Raw genomic sequence first — 16,536 nt, 5'->3', positions numbered from 1 at the left:
GGGCACGCTCCCGACGGGTGTGCACCGCACGCGGGCACGCTCCCGGCGGCCCCGCACACCGCGCAGCGTCAGAACAGCGGCGGCCGGGGCACGTACGCCCGCGCCGGGGCCCCCGCATCCGGGGCGAGCTCGGCCAGCGTCGGCGGGTCCCACTTCGGGTTGCGGTCCTTGTCGACGAGCTGCGCGCGGATGCCCTCGACGAGGTCCGGGTGCTCGTTGACGAACCACAGCACCCGCCGGTACTCGCCCTCGAGGGCAGCCCGCAACCCCGGGAGCTCGCGCGCTTCGCGCACGGCATCGAGCGTGACGGTGAGGCCGGTGGGGGCGAGGCCGGCCAAGAGCTCAGCCGTGGCGGCGGCCTCCGCGGTGCCCTGCGCCTGCAGGCGGTCGATGATCTCGCTCACGGTCGCGGCCGAGAACGCTTCGTCGACCCACGCCTTCGATGCGGGCAGCTGCGTGGGCTCCGGCGTCTCGTCGAAGAGCAGGACGATCTCGCTCGGGCCGGTCGGATCCGCACGGAACGCCAGGGCCTCCCGCAGCGCGTCCAGACGATCGGACGGCACGAAGTGGTCGGCGAACCCCAGGTAGACGGCATCCGCTCCGCTCATCGTCGCGCCGGTCAGCCCGAAATACTCCCCGAATCGGCCGGGCGCTCGTCCGAGCAGCCAGGTGCCGCCGACATCGGGCGTGAACCCGATCCGGGTCTCGGGCATCGCCAGCTTCGAGCGCTCCGTGACGATGCGGATCGCCGCATGACCAGCCAGGCCGATCCCTCCGCCCATCGTGATGCCGTCGGCGAACGCCACGACCGGCTTCGGATACTCCGCGATCATCGCGTTCAACGCATACTCCGCGCGGAAGAACTCGGCGGTGCGCTCGGACTCCCCGGCGACGATCTGCGCGTGCAGCGCACGCACGTCTCCGCCGGCGCACATGCCGCGTTCCCCCGCCCCGTCGATCAGCACGATCTGCACGTCGGTGTCGTCGCGCCAGGCGTCGAGCGCCTCGGTGAGCGTCTCGATCATCCCCTCGTCGAGCGCGTTGATCGCCTCCGGACGATTGAGGGTGAGCCGCCCGAGTGCTCCTTCGGTGCGGATGAGGACACGGGATGCAGCCTGGGATTCGGTCACGCGTGCCAGGTTACCGCTTCGCCGAGGGCGGAGAATCCGCGCGAAATGCGGGATCCGACAGGCTTTTCCGGCAGGATAGGGAGGAACTGTTCACTGCGACGAGAGGTCACGGATGCCTGAAGGACAGGTGCTGGAGTTCACGCACGTGACGAAGCGCTTCAATGAGGTGACCGCCGTCTCGGACTTCTCCGCGCGCGTCGAGCCCGGCGCCGTCACCGCCTTCCTCGGCCCGAACGGAGCCGGCAAGACCACCACCCTGCGAATCCTCCTCGGTCAGGTGCGCGCCACCTCCGGAACGGCCACGATCGGCGGGACGGCCTACGCGGAGCTCCGCCAGCCGCTGCGCACCATCGGTGCCGTCCTGGAAGAGACCGTCTATCGTCCTCGGCGCACCGCCGAACGTCAGCTGACGATCGCCGCCAAGGCGAACGGCATCCCGCTGGCCCGCGTCGGAGAGGTTCTGTCCCTCGTCGGCTTGGACTCCGAAGGCGACTCCCGGATCGGCGGCTTCTCGCTCGGCATGCGTCAGAGGCTGAGCGTCGCGCACGCCCTTCTCGGCGACCCGGGTGCGCTCGTCTTCGATGAGCCGGCCAACGGGCTCGACCCCGAGGGCATCCGCTGGATGCGACTGCTGATGCGCCGCCTCGCCGACGAAGGACGCACGGTACTCGTGTCCTCGCACGTCCTCAGCGAGGTGGAGCAGGTCGCCGACAACGTCCTGGTCCTCTCGAAGGGCCGGTTGGTGCTGGCGAGCGGTATCGAGACGCTCGCCGACCCGCAAGGCGGCTCCGTCATCGTGGATGCCGCGGATCGTGGTGCGCTTCGTGTCGCGCTCGACGCGGCAGGATTCGACATCGAGGTCCTGCGCTCCGGCCTGACCGTGCGAGGCGGCGACGCCGGGACCGTCGGAGCTGTCGCCGCGGAGGCCGGAATCGCCCTGAGCACGCTCGTGCAGCGCGGCCCGACCCTGGAAGACGTCTTCATCGACCTCATGCGCGGCGGCCGACTCGCGCCCCGCGCAGACACGAACACGCCGCCGCTCGACGCGCCGGTGCTCGCCGCCGCGCCCGACGCCGCTGCCACCGACGCCGCTGACGCCGAGTCCACGGTCGCCATCCCGGTAGCCGCCGCCGCGGCCTGGGCCGCCGAGGCCGCCGCCGCACCCGCCGGTGAAGCCGTTGGTGATGACCTGGCCGCAGCGGCTGCCGCGTCGGCGACCGCCGACGAGGATTCGAACGATGGCGTCTCCGAGCTGTTCACCCCCGAGGCGGACGACGAGACGCCGGTGGATGCCGCTCCCGTCGCTGCACCCGGATACGAGGCGGACGAACCGCTCCCCCACGAAGACCCCGAAGATCGTCACGGCGACGAGGACCACGGCGACACGAGCCGGGACGACGAGACCGACCAGGCCGAGGAGCCCCCGGCGCGGTCATTCGACGAGATCCTGTTCGGCGCGGCAGCCCCCGTCGCCTCCCCCGCGGCCACGGCTGACCGGGAATCGCCGCGGCACGACGTCGCCGAGGTCTTCACGACGAGTGACGACCCCGAGACGGACACTCCCGCACAGACCTCTGAGCACGACGGCACCGCCACAGACGACACCGTCGCGGACGACACCGCCGGAGACGACACCGCCGGAGACGAGCAGATCGTCAGCACGGACGGCGCCGACGCCCACGAGGACGACGCAGCGGAGGATGATGCCCCCGCCGGTGTCGAGATCTTCGCCGACCTCGACACCGCCGCGGACGTCGACGGCGGCGAGGACACTGCCGAGACCGAGGAGGACGCCGATCCGCGGTCGGCAGCCGTCAGCTCGATGCTCGCCGCGGCCGCACGCGCGTACTACGAGGACGAGCCGAAGGACTACCCGCTGGGGCAGGACGCCGAGGCCACCGACGATGCCCCCGTCCAGGACGGTGCCCACTGGAGCGTCGCCTCCACCGGCGTGATCGACACCGTTCCGCTGGCCGAGTCCGAGTCCGACTCCGAGGAATCGAGCCTCGAGGAATCCGGCGACGCCGAGGCCACCGACGGCCAGGATCACGACGGCGAGAACCACGACGGCCAGAACCATCACGGCGAGACCCACCACGGGTGACCCGCCCGCTCATGCAGCAGAACGCCCTCCCAGCCTGACGGCTGCGGAGGGCGTTCCCTGTCGTGGGGCGCGGATTCGCGCGTCGGTCGCCCTGTGCTCAGGCGGGCCGGGGGCGGATGACCGGTCGGCGGCTCCCCTTCGTCACGGGGGTCGGCGCCGTGGCGACGATCTCCTCGACGTTCGCGGGCTCCGAGGACACGTCGAGTCGGAGCGCCTGTGTGAGCGCGAGGCCGTGCCGGGTCGTGAGGATCAGGCGGCGGTACTGATCGTCGCCCTCGAGGTCGATGACGACGCTCGGGCGACGGCGGCGGATGAGCACGAAATCGAGGCTGCCCGCGGCCTTCCAGCTTCCCGCGGCCAGGACGCCGGGGATGTGCGTGCCGGGATTCGGCACCCCTCGCAGCCAGGTCCACGCGTCGTCGGTCAGCTGGACCTTGGTGATGGTGTCGCGCACGATCCGGAGGTTCTCGCGGTGGAATGTCGCGGCTCGTTCCAGCGGCGAGAGCACGACTTCAAGTTGCGTCTGGTCCAGCAGCAACGTCACCATGACACTTAGTCTGCCAGCGCCGCCCTGCCAGTTGTCTGGAAGTTGCTCACAGGAACGCAACGATCCCTTGTGGGGTCACGCCATTCCCCGGCACACTACGGGCGAGCCGCCGCCGCGGCCTCCGCGGCAGCCGGCAGCGCCGCTTCGATGAGCCCGAGCTCCTCGTCGCCGTGCGCGGCGGTCAGGAACCAGGCCTCGAAGACACTCGGCGGCAGGGCCACGCCCTGCTCCCGCAGCGTGTGGAAGAACGGCGCATAGCGGAACGACTCCTGCGCCTGGGCCTCGGCGTAGTTCCGCGGCACGGAAGCGCGGAACGAGGCGCTGAACAGGTTGCCCGCCCGCGCGACCGCGTGAGTGACCCCGGCAGATGTGAGCGCGGCGTCCAGCGCCGCGGAGAGCCGAGCGGAGGCGGCATCGATGGTTGCATAGACCTCGGGCGTCGCGAGCCGCAACGTCGCGAGGCCCGCCGCGACCGACAGCGGATTCCCCGAGAGCGTCCCCGCCTGATACACCGGCCCCAAGGGAGCCAGCAGGTCCATGACCTCGGCCCGCCCACCGAGCGCGGCCAGCGGCATCCCCCCGCCGACGACCTTGCCGAAGGTGACGATGTCGGGCAGGTAGTCCTCGCCCTCCGAGGCCTGCAGTCCCCAGAAGCCTGCGGGGTGCACGCGGAACCCGGTGAGCACCTCGTCGAGGATCATCAGCGCACCGTGCGCGTGCGCGGTCTCGGCGATCAGACGGTTGAATCCCGGCAACGGCGGGACGACGCCCATGTTCGCGGCCGACGCCTCGACGATCACGGCCGCGATCCGCTGTCCGTGCTCGGCGAACACCGCGGCCAGCGCCTCGGGGTCGTTGTACCCGATCACGAGCGTCTGCGCAGCGATGGGAGCCGGTACCCCTGCCGATCCGGGGAGCGCCAGGGTCGCGACACCGGAACCCGCTTCTGCGAGAAGACCGTCCGAGTGGCCGTGATAGTGCCCGGCGAACTTCACGAGCAAGTCGCGGCCGGTGGCTCCGCGCGCGAGACGGATCGCTGTCATCGTGGCCTCGGTCCCGGTGGACACCAGTCGAACGCGCTCGATCGGGCGGATCTCACCGAAGCGGACCCGGTCGGCGATCAACGCCGCGAGTTCCACCTCGCCCTCGGTCGGAGCACCGAACGACAGTCCGCGGGTCGCGGCCTCCTGCACCGCCGCGACGACTTCCGGGTGCGCGTGTCCGAGGAGCGCGGGCCCCCACGAGGCCACCAGGTCGACGTACTCGCGCCCCGCCGCATCCGTCACCGTGGCGCCCGTGGCCGACGCCAGGAAACGCGGTGTCCCCCCGACCGAACCGTAGGCGCGCACCGGCGAGTTCACGCCGCCGGGGATCACCGCCCTGGCAGCGGAGAACAGGTCGTCATTGCGGTCGGTCATGAAAGCTCCTTGCGATGCACGGAGCCGTCCCGGCATCCCTTCCAGGCTAACCGTCGTGCACGGTCTCCGAAGACGTCAGTCGCGCAGCCAGCCCGCAGCCTCGGTCGCCCAATAGGTCAGCACCGCATCCGCGCCCGCCCGTCGGATCGAGAGCAGGGATTCGAGCACGGCGGCCCGCCGGTCGATCCAGCCGTTCGCGCCGGCGGCCTCGATCATCGCGTACTCGCCGGAGACCTGGTACGCCCACACCGGAACGCTCACGGTGTCGCGCACCTCCCGCAGCACGTCGAGGAACGCCATCGCCGGCTTGACCATCACGATGTCGGCGCCCTCGGCCTCATCGACGACGGCCTCACGCACGCCCTCGCGGCGGTTGCCGGGGTCGAGCTGGTACGTGCGCCGGTCACCCTTCAGCTGCGAGTCGACAGCCTCACGGAACGGTCCGTAGAAGGCGCTCGCGTACTTCGCGGCGTAGGCGAGGAGAAGCGTGTCGGTGAAGCCCTCGGCATCCAGGGCAGCGCGGATCACCGCGACCTGGCCGTCCATCATGCCGGAGAGCCCGAGGAGCTGCGACCCGGCCCGCGCCTGTGCGAGCGCCATCGAGGTGTACCGCTCCAGCGTCGCGTCGTTGTCGACCGAGCCATCGGCCGCGAGCACGCCGCAGTGACCGTGGTCGGTGAACTCGTCGAGGCAGAGGTCGGTCTGGACCACGAGTGCGTCGCCGACCTCGGCCGCGAGCGCCGCCGTGGCGAGGTTGAGGATGCCGTGCGGGTCGTCGGCACCGGAGCCGCGGGCGTCGCGGACCTCCGGGACGCCGAAGAGCATCACACCGCCGACACCCGCTTCCGCCGCCTCCACCGCCGCCGCGCGCAAGGAATCGATCGAGTGCTGCGCGACACCGGGCATCGAGCCGATCTGCACCGGTTCGGTGAGTCCTTCGCGGACGAACAGCGGGAGCACGAGCTGCCGCGGCTCCAGCGAGGTCTCGCGCACGAGGTCGCGCACGGCCCGAGACCGGCGCAACCGCCTCAGGCGAACATCGGGGTAGCTCACGGTGCGAACTCGTCGGCCGCGTGCGGAAGGGTGAAGTGCGAGACGGCGTCGATCAGTGCGTCGATCGTCTGCCGGTCGGCGACCACCGACACGGGCAGTCCTGCGAGCTGGGCATCCCTCGCCGTCCGTGGGCCGATCGCGGCGAGCAGCGTCTCATCCGGGATCTCCGGGAACTGCTCGCGCACCTGCTGGGCGACCGAGCCGCTGGTGACGAGGATCGCGTTGATGCGGCCGTTCTCGACATCGCGGCGGATGCGCTCCGTCACCGGGACGCCGACCGTCCGGTACGCGACGACACCGTGGACATCGTGCCCCGCCTCGGAGAGCAGACGGCTGAGCACCGGCTTGGCGATCTCGCTGCGCAGGGCGAGGATGCGGCGCGGTTCCTTCTCGAGTCCGATGAGCTGCCGCGCCATCCCCTCGGCGGAGTTGTCCTGCTCGGGGACGAGCGCGACCTCGTAGCCGACGGCCTGCAGAGCAGCGGCCGTCGTCTCACCGACCGCGGCGATCTTGGTCGATCGCGGCACGATCGCCCGATGGGCGAAGAGGACGTCCACGGTCGTCGCACTGGTGATCGTGAGCCAGTCGAACTCTCCGGCGGCGAGCTGCGCGAGCGCGGTGTCGAGCGTCGCCTGGTCGGTGGTCGGGGCGAAGTTGATCAGCGGCGCCACGACGGGGACGGCGCCCAGCGCCCGAAGGCTCGCGGCGACGCTGTCGCCCCACGGCCCGCCACGGGGCACCAGAATGCGCCAGCCGTCCAGCGGTCGGTCCTGCTTGATTTCTTCGGAAGTGGTCATGAGGATTGCTCTCGGGATACGAGGCCGGCCGCCCCTTGATCGAGCAGCCGACGGGCAACAGTGAACCCGAGCTCGCGCGCTGCGTGCATCGGGTCTGCACCATCGGCAGCATCCGCTCCATTGCCACTGCCGTTCCGACGAATATACTCCCCGTTCAGGTCTTCGGTGACGTCGAGGCCGATCCGGCGCCCACCGTCCGTCGCGTAGACCACCGTTCTGACACGGATCGACGAGCCGTCGACGACGGCGTGCGCGGCCATCGGCGCCTGGCATCCCGCATCGAGTCCTTGCAGGATCGCGCGCTCCACCGTGATGGCCAGCCGGGTGTCCCTGTCATCGAGCCCGGCGAGGGCGTCGAGCAGCTCCCGGGGCGCGTCCGCACGGGTCTCCACCGCGAGCGAACCCTGCCCCGGAGCGGTCGGCCACTCGGCGAGCCCGAGCTCCTCGCGCTGGAGGGGAGTCCTCGCATCGAGCCGCGACAGCCCTGCCGCAGCGAGGATCACGGCATCCAGCTCGCCCGAGACGACTCGCGCGAGACGTGAATCCACGTTCCCCCGGATGTCGACGACCTCCGCGCCCGGCGCGCGCCGGTGGACCTGGGCGATGCGCCGCGGAGAACCGGTGCCGATCGTGCTGCCGGAACGCAGTTCGTGGAGCGGGACGCCGTCGCGGGTGAGGACCACGTCTCGCGGATCCTCTCGTTTCGGCGTCGCGGCGATCACGAGCCCCTCGGGGACTGCCGTCGGCAGGTCCTTGAGCGAGTGGACGAGGAAGTCGCACTCCCCCGCGAGCAGCGCCTCGCGCAATCGCGTGGCGAAGATGCCCTGGCCACCGATCTCGGACAGGGAGGCACGGTTCGTGTCGCCCTCGCTGGTGATCGGGACGAGTTCGACAGGGCGACCGGAGAGCTTCTCGAGCGCGGTCGCGACATGGCCTGACTGCGCCTGCGCGAGCGCGCTGCGACGGGTTCCCAGACGGATGGGGGTGCTCATGGCGCTTACTGGAGGACGTCCGCGATCTCGTCGAACCGGAGCCTGCGCCCCGTGTAGAAGGGCACCTCCTCCTTCACATACATCCGGGCGTCCGTGTAGCGCAGGTCCCGCATGAGGTCGACCAGGTCGGTGAGCTCATCGGCCTCGAGCGGCAGCAGCCACTCGTAGTCGCCGAGCGCGAAGGACGCGACCGTGTTGGCGAGGACGCCGGTGAACGCCGCACCCCGGCGTCCGTGGTCGGCCAGCATCGTGCGCCGCTCCTCCTCCGGAGCGAGGTACCACTCGGGTGTGCGCACGAAGGGGTACAGACACAGCCAGTCCTTGGGCTCGATGCCGCGCAGGAATCCGGGGACGTGTGCGCGGTTGAACTCGGCGTCGCGATGGACGCCCATGACGTTCCACACCGGGAGGAGCGGACGCAGGAGCTCGGTGCGGCGGAGGCGCCGAAGGGCCTTCTGCAGCTCTTCCGCGGTGTCGCCGTGCAGCCACACCATGAGATCGGCGTCGGCCTTGAGTCCGGAGACGTCGTAGAAGCCGCGAACGGTCACCCCGGAGTCCTCGATGTACGCGACGATCGTCTCCAGCTCCGTCGACTCGCTCTCCGTCACGGGAACATCGGGATTCCGTCGCCAGACGGCCCAGAGTGTGAAGCCGGACGGGTTCTCAGCGCTCTCTTCGGACATCATGCTCCCCAGTCTGCCTCGTTTGTGCAGGAGCCGCTAATCACCCCAGAAGCGGTCCCGACCTCTCGGAACTCCGCGCGTCAGCGGGAGATCACGCGCGCGATCGCCCAGACCGCACCGCCCACGGCCGCAGCGACGCCGACAGCAGCGGCGATCGCACCGATCGGGTTGCGATCGGCGAACACCCGGGCCTTGGCGGCGGCGCGCGTGGAGGCCTTCTCGAGACGGCGCGGCAGGTTGCCCTTGACCTCGATGGCGGCGAGCGCGGCCTTCAGCTCAGCGCGCGCGGAGGCGACGGGGTCGACGATCCCGGCGGGGACGGCGGTGCGCGGCATCGACTCAGAATTCGTCATCGCCGGCCTCCTTCACGAGTCGGATGTCTTCCGCGACGGCCTGCGCCGGGTTCTGGCGCGCGAGGACCTTGCGGAACTTCAGGATGCCGAGCAGCGCGAACAGCAGCACGGCCAGGATCAGGATGCCGAACACGGCGATCGCCGAGAGCCACACGGGCCACCACGACGAGAGTCCGGCGATCGCGAAGACCAGGATCACGGGCACGGCCCAGAACAGGAAGAACAGCGCGACGAGGAACCACACGGAGCCGATACCGGCGTCCTTCGAGGTCCGCGAGATCCACGCCTTCGCGGCGTCGATCTCGGCCTTGACCAGATTCGTGACGAGTTCCGGCAGATCCCCGAGCAGGGTCAGCAAACTGTCGTCGGCACGATCACGGTAACCGCGGGGCATGTCAGGCGCCGGACTTCTTGGGGGCGGACTTGGTCGCCGCGGGCTTCTTGGCGGCGGGCTTCTTGGCGGGCGTGCTCGCCGTCGCCTTCGCTGCCTCGACCGCTTCCTCGGTGGCTTCGGCGAGGTCTTCCGCCGCCTCGCGGCCGGTGGCGATGGCGGAGTCGAGTCGCTGACCCGGGGTGCCGTTGCCGCTGACGGACTTGGCGACCTTCACCACGCCGGTCCAGAGCGCTCCCGGCACGGCAGCGGCCTTGTCGCCGACGAAGCCCTTGACCTTGGTGACCTGCTCCTGCACCGGATCGAGGTTCCACACCTTCAGCCACTGCGTCTTGATCTGTTCGTAGCGCTCACGTCCGGCACGGGTGCCGAGGACGTAGCCCACGCCGAGTCCGACGACGAGTCCGATCTTCCCCTTCATGGGGTCTCCTCACCTTGTTCCGGTTGTCCGGCCAGCTTCGCCCGGCTTGGATCGACCGCAGGCTTCGCGCCCGGCGGCAGGTTCCCAGCGTAACCCCGTATGCCGATTTCGGCATCTATGCGCCGGAGGGTTGACACGGAGAGGTGTCTCAGTCCCACAACAGGGTGCGCCGCAAGCGGTCCGCCTCGTCCCGCGCATCCGGGATCACCTGCGCGAGCCCTGTTCCGGCGAGCCAGGCACCGACCGCAGCGAGGCCGGGAACCGCCTGAACCGCAGCCCGCGCGGCCCGACGCCGGGCCCCGGATCCGATGATCGACGCCGGCTGCGACTGCACGAAACGGCCGCGATGGGAGGCGAGGACGGCCGCGGGGGCGAGGGGGACACCGAGCAGAGCAGCGGCTTCCCTGCGGGCGAGGTCCGTGGCGTCGACGTCGCTCAGCTCTGCAGTGGCGGCCGGTTCCCCCTGCGCGCCGAACGACACGCGGACGACATGGCGACCTCCTGCCGCTTCACGCACCCACCCCCACTTCGCGGTCGAGTGTGTCAGAGCCTTGGCCGTGTGGCTGCCCGGCACCGTGAGTACGCCGGTGCCACGCGGGGTGGCATCCAACGCGGGCGCGTCGAGGATCAGGGTGACGATCTCGATCTCGGGCGAGGCCGCCGCCTCCGTCTTCCGGAGATCGGGCACCACCGAGGAGAGGAGTTCCCGCGCCGTGGACTCGGGCGTCGCGATGATGACGGCGTCGGCGGCGAGCTCTTCGACCACCGGAGCAGCGGATTCCACCGCGGCGGCACGCAACTCCGTGACGACCGCGGCCTCGTCGTCGGTGACGGCGGGGAGGTCGACGACGGGCGCGGTCTCCACCTCCACCGTCCAGGCCGCCCCGGCCCGGCGCACGCTGCGCACCCTCACTCCCGTCCGCACGTCGGCGTCGAGGCGTCCCAGATCGGCGGCGAGCGCGTCGACGAGGGCGCTCATGCCTCCGGAGAGTCCTTCGACCGCCGCTCCGGGCGTCTTGTCCTCCGCGCTCGCCGTCGCCGCCCTCGCCGTGGCCGCCTCGTCACGGAGCGACTGCACGGCACCGGAGAGGGAGCCGACGCGGGTGAGCGCGGCGTTGAGACCCGGAGCCGCCACGTCGATGTCGACGTCGTCGGGAGACGCGGAGTAGACGCCGGTGGTGACGGGCGCGACGAGACGGTCGCGCACCTTGGGTCCCATACGCGAGGCGACCAGCTTGCCGAGACTGAGCTGGTGGCCGATCGTGAGGGGCGGCCGGACACGATCGAGGTAGGCGCGCCAGACGCCCGACCATCCGATGATCCGACGCACGTCGTCCTGGAACGGGTTCGCGGGGATCCCCAGGATCCCTCCGACCGGGAGCGGTGCCGCGCCCACGCCGGGGATGCCGGCCAACCAGGCGGCGCCCGCCTGCGGAGCCACGATGCGATCTGCGAGGCCGAGCTCCTCGACGAAGGCGCGCACGTGTCCGCCCCTGGTGGCATAGCTCTCGGCCCCGGCATCGACGACGACGCCGTCCAGCTCGATGCGACGGATCGCGCCCCCCGGTTCGTCCGCGGACTCGAGCAGGGTGACGCGCATGCCGACCTTGGCGCATTCCCGCGCCGCGACGAGGCCGCCGATGCCGCCACCGATCACGACCACGTGCTTCTGCGCCGCGCGGGCGGCGAGATCGGACGGCTCTGCAGAGGAGGGGTCGGGCGTCATGCCCTCAATTCTCCCACCGGTGCGGATCAGGCCTCGACGGGCTCAGAACTGCCGCGTCCACGCTTGCGGACCTCGCGCAGCACGATCTGCTCGGGGCACACCGTCGAGAGGAAGTCGCCGACGGACAGCGCGAGCCGTTCACCGACGAGCGAGTAGAGGATGCGGTTGGCGTCGCGGCGCTCGGTGACGAGTCCGGCCTGGCGGAGCACGCTCAGGTGACGGGAGATGGTCGGCCCGCTCGCGGAGAAACGCGAGGCGATCTCGCCGGCCGCGAGTTCCCCCTCTTTCAGATCCTGCAGGATCTGACGCCGGGTGGGGTGCGCCAGCGCCGCGAAGATGTCGCTCGCGCTGTCGGTCATGGTTGCAATATAGCACCTTTGCTAGATACTCTGTAGCCGCGTAGCTAATTAGCAAAGGAGAAGCACCATGCGGGTAGCGATCACGGGCGGCACCGGATTCGTCGGCAGGAACCTCGCCGACCGCCTCGACGACGCGGTCGTGATCTCCCGCCGGAACGGCATCGAGATCACCGACGTGGAGGCCCTGAGTAAAGCCTTCGAGGGGTGCGACGCCGTGGCGCACTGCGCCGGGATCAACCGCGAGATAGACGGACAGACGTTCCGCCGCGTGCACGTCGACGGGACGAGGGCCGTGGTGGAGGCAGCCCGCCGCGCCGGCGTGCAGCGCATCGTCCTCGTCAGCTTCCTCCGAGCACGGCCCGACTGCGGCTCCGGATACCACGAGTCGAAGTGGGAGGCGGAGGAGATCGTCCGCGCCTCCGGCATCCCGCACACCATCCTCAAGTCCGGGATGATCTACGGCCCCGGCGATCACATGGTCGACCACGTGACCAAGGCGGTGCGGACACTGCCCTTCTTCTGGACCGTCGGCTACCGCGAACGCACGGCACGACCGGTGCCCGTGGAGGACGCGGTCGACGTCCTCGTCGCCGCTCTCGAAGGCCGCATCGAGGAGCCGACGATCGCGGTCATGGGTGTGGATGAGGTCACTCTCGGCGAGGCGATCCGTCGCATCGCCCGTGTCGCCGGACGCCGTCCCGCGTTCCTCCCGGTGCCGACGTGGGTCGTGCGGGCGCTGGCCCAGGTGACCGAGTGGACGATGGTCGTCCCGCTCGTGGCGAAGGCTCAGGCACGGATGCTCGCGGAGGGCGTGAGCGAGGCCGCACCGTTCGCCCCCGAGGCGCCGATCGGCATCCGCCCGGCCCGGGCGTTCGACGACGAGCGCATCCGCGCGGCGCTCCCGGCCGGGGGCTTCACTCTCGACGACCTGCGGATCATGCGTCGTCTGCGGCGGACTGCTGGCCCTCGAATCGCGTGAATGGTCGCTTTCGGGTCACGGATGCGACACCTTGCGCGATTCGAACGCCGATCTGATCGTCAGAGGGAGTGCGCCAGCTCGACGATGCGGGTGAGCTGGTCGGGGTCCGTCTCGGGCGGGACGCCGTGTCCGAGGTTGAGGATGTGGGCTCGCGCCGCTCGACCGCGATCGATCACGTCGCGCACATGACCCTCCAGCACCGACCACGGGGCGGCGAGGAGCGCAGGATCGATGTTGCCCTGCACCGTGACGTCCGGTCCGAGGATCGCGGCCGCCTCATCGAGGGGCTGCCGCCAGTCGACGCCCACCCCGTCGGCCACGCCGTCGAGACGCATGTCGGCGAGGAACGGCCCCGTGCCGACGCCGAAGTGGATGGTCGGAAGGCTGATGTCTGCGAGCGCGGCGTGGGAGTGCGGAGCCACGAACGCGCGGTAGTCGGCGGTGCTGAGCGATCCGGCCCAGCTGTCGAACAGCTGCACGACGGAGGCCCCCGCGTCCCGCTGGGTCTCCAGGAAGCGACGGGAGACACGCGCCAGCCATCCGGCCAGCCGGTTCCACGATTCCGGGTCGGAGTGCATCATGGCCCGCGCACGCAGATGCTCCTTGGAGGGGCCGCCCTCGACGAGGTAGGCCGCGAGCGTGAACGGCGCACCGGCGAAGCCGATCAGCGGGGTGTCGCCCAGCTCCGCCGTGACGATGCCGACCGCCTCCGCGATGGCCGTGCCGTCCAGGTCGTCCGGATCGATGGCGGTGACACGATCGACGTCGGATGCCGTGCGCACCGGGTCCGCGAACACCGGACCACGCCCGGGCTCGATCTCGACGTCGACCCCGGCCAGACGCAGCGGGATGACGATGTCGCTGAAGAACACCGCCGCGTCCACCCCGTGGCGGCGCACCGGCTGCAGCGTGATCTCGGCAGCGAGATCCGGGGTCAGGCAGGCGTCGAGCATCCGGGTCCCGACGCGCAGGTCACGGTACTCGGGCAGCGACCTGCCGGCCTGCCGCATGAACCAGACCGGGGTGCGGTCGGGACGGTCGCCGGCGAGGGCGCGCAGAAGCGGGGCGTCGGAGAGGGCCATGTCCCCATCCTCGCATTCCGCCCTTATGGAGCCGCCGAGTCGGGCCGTGCGACTCCCCGCTCTCCGCGCTCCGGTACAATCGAAACGTGCTGCTGTGTGTGACGGCGAGTCACAAGACCGCCTCCTTCGAACTGCTCGAACGCCTGAGCCGCACCCCCGACGACGTCGCTCCCACTCTCGTGGGCATGACACCGTGTGTGCAGGGTGCCGTGGTCCTGGCGACGTGCAACCGGTTCGAGGCGTACGTCGAAATGGACGAACCGGTGACCGCAGCCGGTGCGATCGGCGTCGAGGCCGTCATCGAAGCGGTCGAATCAGCGACGGGCATCCCTGCCGCCGAGCTCGACGGTGCCTACGCCGTGCACTCGGGACGCCGCGTCGCCGAACACCTCTTCTCGGTCGCCTCCGGTCTCGAATCCGTCGTCTCCGGCGAGGGCGAGATCGCCGGGCAGGTCCGCCGCGCCCTCACGTCCGCGCGCAAGGACGGCACCACCTCCCCCGAACTCGAACGCCTCTTCCAGCGTGCGAGCCAGGCGCAGCGCAAGGTCAAGAACGTCACCGCCCTCGGCCGCGCGGGCCGCTCGCTCGTGCGCCTCGCCTTGGAACTCGCCGACAGCCGCATCGCCGACTGGGCCGCCGAGCGCGTGCTGCTGGTCGGCACCGGAGCCTATGCCGCGGTCACCCTGGCCACGCTTCGTGAGCGCGGTGCCGTGAACATCTCGGTGTACTCGCCCTCGGGCCGCGCCGAGGTCTTCGCCGCGAAGCACGGCATCCGTCCCATCGCCGCCGACGAGTACGCCCGCACCGCCGCACGCTCGAGCCTGCTCATCACGTGCACCACCGCCACGGAGCCTGTGCTCGGCCCCGAGCACCTGCAGCTTCCGACCGGACCCGCCGCTGTCGGCTGCCCCGTCGGCGCCCACAGCCGGCTCGTGGTCGACCTCGGCATGCCGCGCAACGTCGACCCCGCCGTCGCCGCGCTCGAGGGCGTGGCCCTGCTCGACCTCGAGACCATCCGCCTCCACGCACCGCTCGAAGAGCTCCAGGCGACGGATGCCGCGCGCACAGTCGTCCGCGAAGCCGCCGAGACCTTCCACGTGGTGGGCGCACGACAGAGCGTGACCCCCTCGGTCGTGGCCTTCCGCTCGCACATCTTCGAGTTGCTCGAGCGTGAGATCGATCGTGCTCGCGCACGCGGCGACGAGGACGGCAAGGTCGAGCAGGCTCTGCGCCACCTCTCCGGCGTGCTGCTGCACACCCCGACCGTGCGCGCGCACGAGCTCGCCGCCGCCGGTCGCGCCGACGAGTTCACCGCCGCGCTGTCCGCGCTGTACGGCATCGCGCCCGAGGCCGACACCTCCGCCGCGGACGACGCCGCGACCGCCTGACACGCTCCGCCGCGGGGTGGGACACTGGAGGCATGGCCCTTCACATCACCGGAGACACCGCCGCCGACGACCTGCTCACGAACAACCCGCTCGCCCTGCTGGTGGGGATGCTGCTCGACCAGCAGGTTCCGATGGAGACCGCATTCGCCGGTCCGCTCAAGATCGAGCAGCGCACCGGAGCTGCCGACGCCGCGACGATCGCCCACATGGCACCGGACGAGTTCCTCGAAGCCTTCAAGCAGACCCCCGCGGTGCACCGGTTCCCCGGATCGATGGCGACCCGCGTGCAGACGCTGTGCCAGACCCTCGTCGACGACTGGGCCGGAGACGCCGCCGCGCTGTGGACCGAGGGAGACCCGTCGGGACCCGAGGTGCTGAAGCGCCTGAAGGCGCTCCCCGGCTTCGGCGAGCAGAAGGCCAAGATCTTCCTCGCGCTCCTGGGCAAGCAGTACGGCTTCACGGGCGAGGGCTGGCGCGAGGCGTCCGCCCCCTACGGCGAGGACGGCTCCTACCGCAGCGTCGCCGACATCGTCTCGCCCGACTCGCTCACGAAGGTGCGTGAGCACAAGAAGGCCATGAAGGCCGCAGCCAAGGCAGCGAAGTGAAGCCGACCGGGGATGACGTCGCGGGGCTCATCGCCCGCTCCTCCCCCGCGGTCCGCCGTCGGGACGCCGAGACCCTGACCGCGCTCCTGCAGGAGATCACCGGACGCGAACCGCAGACCTGGGGCACGATCATCGGGTTCGGCTCCTGCCACTACCGCTACCCCACCGGCACGGAGGGTGACAGCGGGCTGCTCGGTTTCGCCCCGCGCAAGGCTGCGACGACGATCTACCTGTTCGACGGAGTGGCCCCGCACACCGAGGCCCTGGCCGAGCTCGGACCGCACACCACGGGCGTCGGGTGCCTGTACATCAAGGATCTGGAGCAGGTCGACCTCGACGTGCTGCGGGGCATCCTCGAACGCTCACTGGCCTGGGTCGAGGCGGGCGGCACCTCCGAGGTGCAGCTCACCGTCACGGGCTGACACCCCCCGCCCCGGTGCTGCGGTGCCCCCTTGATCGTCGACGCCCCCTCTCGTCGCCGAGACCCCCTCCTGCAGCCGTCTGCAGG

The 16,536-nt window shown here is 70.8% G+C and carries 18 protein-coding genes; 5 read left to right on the top strand and 13 right to left on the bottom strand.

Going from position 1 to position 16,536, the window contains the following annotated elements; translation table 11 throughout:
* Positions 1 to 68: 68 nt before the first annotated feature.
* On the bottom strand, positions 69 to 1,130 hold the full coding sequence (locus tag E0W80_RS13925; RefSeq protein WP_047520988.1) for an enoyl-CoA hydratase/isomerase family protein: 1,062 nt from the start codon (positions 1,128 to 1,130) through the stop codon (positions 69 to 71).
* Positions 1,131 to 1,242: 112 nt separating this feature from the next.
* On the opposite strand from E0W80_RS13925, the gene E0W80_RS19310 reads away from it, so the two are divergent.
* On the top strand, positions 1,243 to 3,234 hold the full coding sequence (locus E0W80_RS19310; RefSeq protein WP_205802361.1) for an ATP-binding cassette domain-containing protein: 1,992 nt from the start codon (positions 1,243 to 1,245) through the stop codon (positions 3,232 to 3,234).
* Between the two features lie 97 nt (positions 3,235 to 3,331).
* Here the strand turns inward: E0W80_RS19310 and E0W80_RS13915 are convergent, their stop codons facing one another.
* The 11 genes from E0W80_RS13915 to E0W80_RS13865 all read right to left on the bottom strand — a co-directional run bounded on the left by E0W80_RS13915 (position 3,332) and on the right by E0W80_RS13865 (position 11,974).
* Entirely contained in the window at positions 3,332 to 3,781 is a 450-nt protein-coding gene (locus E0W80_RS13915; RefSeq protein WP_131493338.1) for a hypothetical protein, read from the bottom strand.
* Between the two features lie 95 nt (positions 3,782 to 3,876).
* On the bottom strand, positions 3,877 to 5,199 hold the full coding sequence (locus E0W80_RS13910; protein WP_131493336.1) for a glutamate-1-semialdehyde 2,1-aminomutase: 1,323 nt from the start codon (positions 5,197 to 5,199) through the stop codon (positions 3,877 to 3,879).
* Positions 5,200 to 5,274: 75 nt separating this feature from the next.
* Positions 5,275 to 6,252 carry a porphobilinogen synthase gene (hemB, locus tag E0W80_RS13905; protein WP_131493334.1) on the bottom strand — a complete coding sequence of 326 codons (978 nt, stop codon included), beginning with the start codon at positions 6,250 to 6,252 and terminating at the stop codon, positions 5,275 to 5,277.
* The gene (locus E0W80_RS13900; RefSeq protein ID WP_047520995.1) at positions 6,249 to 7,049 is read right to left on the bottom strand and encodes a uroporphyrinogen-III synthase; all 801 of its coding nucleotides are present in this window, start codon (positions 7,047 to 7,049) and stop codon (positions 6,249 to 6,251) included. Before E0W80_RS13900 ends, hemB begins: the two co-directional genes overlap by 4 nt.
* A complete protein-coding gene (hemC, locus tag E0W80_RS13895) occupies positions 7,046 to 8,041 on the bottom strand; it encodes a hydroxymethylbilane synthase (RefSeq protein WP_131493333.1) in 996 nt (331 codons plus the stop codon). Before hemC ends, E0W80_RS13900 begins: the two co-directional genes overlap by 4 nt.
* A gap of 5 nt (positions 8,042 to 8,046) precedes the next feature.
* Positions 8,047 to 8,727 carry a hydrogen peroxide-dependent heme synthase gene (hemQ, locus tag E0W80_RS13890; RefSeq protein ID WP_047520999.1) on the bottom strand — a complete coding sequence of 227 codons (681 nt, stop codon included), beginning with the start codon at positions 8,725 to 8,727 and terminating at the stop codon, positions 8,047 to 8,049.
* Between the two features lie 77 nt (positions 8,728 to 8,804).
* Positions 8,805 to 9,077: a hypothetical protein gene (locus E0W80_RS13885; RefSeq protein WP_047521001.1), complete on the bottom strand. Its 273-nt coding sequence runs from the start codon at positions 9,075 to 9,077 to the stop codon at positions 8,805 to 8,807.
* The gene (locus tag E0W80_RS13880; protein WP_021198266.1) at positions 9,064 to 9,471 is read right to left on the bottom strand and encodes a phage holin family protein; all 408 of its coding nucleotides are present in this window, start codon (positions 9,469 to 9,471) and stop codon (positions 9,064 to 9,066) included. Before E0W80_RS13880 ends, E0W80_RS13885 begins: the two co-directional genes overlap by 14 nt.
* 1 nt (position 9,472) lies before the next feature.
* Positions 9,473 to 9,889: a hypothetical protein gene (locus E0W80_RS13875; protein ID WP_131493331.1), complete on the bottom strand. Its 417-nt coding sequence runs from the start codon at positions 9,887 to 9,889 to the stop codon at positions 9,473 to 9,475.
* Between the two features lie 148 nt (positions 9,890 to 10,037).
* Positions 10,038 to 11,615, bottom strand: a complete 1,578-nt coding sequence (locus E0W80_RS13870; protein ID WP_131493330.1) for an FAD-dependent oxidoreductase — start codon at positions 11,613 to 11,615, stop codon at positions 10,038 to 10,040.
* A gap of 26 nt (positions 11,616 to 11,641) precedes the next feature.
* A complete protein-coding gene (locus E0W80_RS13865; protein WP_131493328.1) occupies positions 11,642 to 11,974 on the bottom strand; it encodes a metalloregulator ArsR/SmtB family transcription factor in 333 nt (110 codons plus the stop codon).
* Positions 11,975 to 12,041: 67 nt separating this feature from the next.
* On the opposite strand from E0W80_RS13865, the gene E0W80_RS13860 reads away from it, so the two are divergent.
* Positions 12,042 to 12,953, top strand: a complete 912-nt coding sequence (locus E0W80_RS13860; RefSeq protein WP_131493326.1) for an NAD(P)H-binding protein — start codon at positions 12,042 to 12,044, stop codon at positions 12,951 to 12,953.
* Between the two features lie 59 nt (positions 12,954 to 13,012).
* Here E0W80_RS13860 and hemE read toward each other — a convergent pair whose 3' ends face one another.
* Positions 13,013 to 14,035 (bottom strand): uroporphyrinogen decarboxylase, encoded by a 1,023-nt coding sequence (gene hemE, locus E0W80_RS13855; protein WP_131493324.1) that lies wholly within the window; start codon positions 14,033 to 14,035, stop codon positions 13,013 to 13,015.
* An 86-nt stretch (positions 14,036 to 14,121) separates the two neighbouring features.
* On the opposite strand from hemE, the gene E0W80_RS13850 reads away from it, so the two are divergent.
* The 3 genes from E0W80_RS13850 to E0W80_RS13840 are packed head-to-tail and all read left to right on the top strand — an operon-like array spanning position 14,122 to position 16,450.
* Positions 14,122 to 15,423, top strand: a complete 1,302-nt coding sequence (locus E0W80_RS13850) for a glutamyl-tRNA reductase (RefSeq protein ID WP_131493322.1) — start codon at positions 14,122 to 14,124, stop codon at positions 15,421 to 15,423.
* A gap of 32 nt (positions 15,424 to 15,455) precedes the next feature.
* Positions 15,456 to 16,028 (top strand): HhH-GPD-type base excision DNA repair protein, encoded by a 573-nt coding sequence (locus tag E0W80_RS13845; protein ID WP_131493320.1) that lies wholly within the window; start codon positions 15,456 to 15,458, stop codon positions 16,026 to 16,028.
* A complete protein-coding gene (locus E0W80_RS13840; RefSeq protein WP_131493318.1) occupies positions 16,025 to 16,450 on the top strand; it encodes a DUF1801 domain-containing protein in 426 nt (141 codons plus the stop codon). Before E0W80_RS13845 ends, E0W80_RS13840 begins: the two co-directional genes overlap by 4 nt.
* Positions 16,451 to 16,536 lie beyond the last annotated feature (86 nt).

This window comes from Microbacterium sp. PI-1 (genome assembly GCF_004337555.1).
In the GTDB taxonomy this organism is placed as follows: Bacteria; Actinomycetota; Actinomycetes; order Actinomycetales; family Microbacteriaceae; genus Microbacterium; species Microbacterium aurugineum.
This window is presented reverse-complemented; position numbering and strand designations above follow the sequence as displayed.

Bases quoted from the DNA above. Each gene is read 5' to 3' on its own strand.
- E0W80_RS19310 (WP_205802361.1), top strand. From the start codon at position 1,243: ATGCCTGAAGGACAGGTGCTGGAGTTCACGCACGTGACGAAGCGCTTC.
- E0W80_RS13915 (WP_131493338.1), bottom strand. From the start codon at position 3,781: ATGGTGACGTTGCTGCTGGACCAGACGCAACTTGAAGTCGTGCTCTCG.
- E0W80_RS13910 (WP_131493336.1), bottom strand. From the start codon at position 5,199: ATGACCGACCGCAATGACGACCTGTTCTCCGCTGCCAGGGCGGTGATC.
- E0W80_RS13900 (WP_047520995.1), bottom strand. From the start codon at position 7,049: ATGACCACTTCCGAAGAAATCAAGCAGGACCGACCGCTGGACGGCTGG.
- hemC (WP_131493333.1), bottom strand. From the start codon at position 8,041: ATGAGCACCCCCATCCGTCTGGGAACCCGTCGCAGCGCGCTCGCGCAG.
- hemQ (WP_047520999.1), bottom strand. From the start codon at position 8,727: ATGATGTCCGAAGAGAGCGCTGAGAACCCGTCCGGCTTCACACTCTGG.
- E0W80_RS13885 (WP_047521001.1), bottom strand. From the start codon at position 9,077: ATGACGAATTCTGAGTCGATGCCGCGCACCGCCGTCCCCGCCGGGATC.
- E0W80_RS13880 (WP_021198266.1), bottom strand. From the start codon at position 9,471: ATGCCCCGCGGTTACCGTGATCGTGCCGACGACAGTTTGCTGACCCTG.
- E0W80_RS13875 (WP_131493331.1), bottom strand. From the start codon at position 9,889: ATGAAGGGGAAGATCGGACTCGTCGTCGGACTCGGCGTGGGCTACGTC.
- E0W80_RS13870 (WP_131493330.1), bottom strand. From the start codon at position 11,615: ATGACGCCCGACCCCTCCTCTGCAGAGCCGTCCGATCTCGCCGCCCGC.
- E0W80_RS13865 (WP_131493328.1), bottom strand. From the start codon at position 11,974: ATGACCGACAGCGCGAGCGACATCTTCGCGGCGCTGGCGCACCCCACC.
- E0W80_RS13860 (WP_131493326.1), top strand. From the start codon at position 12,042: ATGCGGGTAGCGATCACGGGCGGCACCGGATTCGTCGGCAGGAACCTC.
- hemE (WP_131493324.1), bottom strand. From the start codon at position 14,035: ATGGCCCTCTCCGACGCCCCGCTTCTGCGCGCCCTCGCCGGCGACCGT.
- E0W80_RS13845 (WP_131493320.1), top strand. From the start codon at position 15,456: ATGGCCCTTCACATCACCGGAGACACCGCCGCCGACGACCTGCTCACG.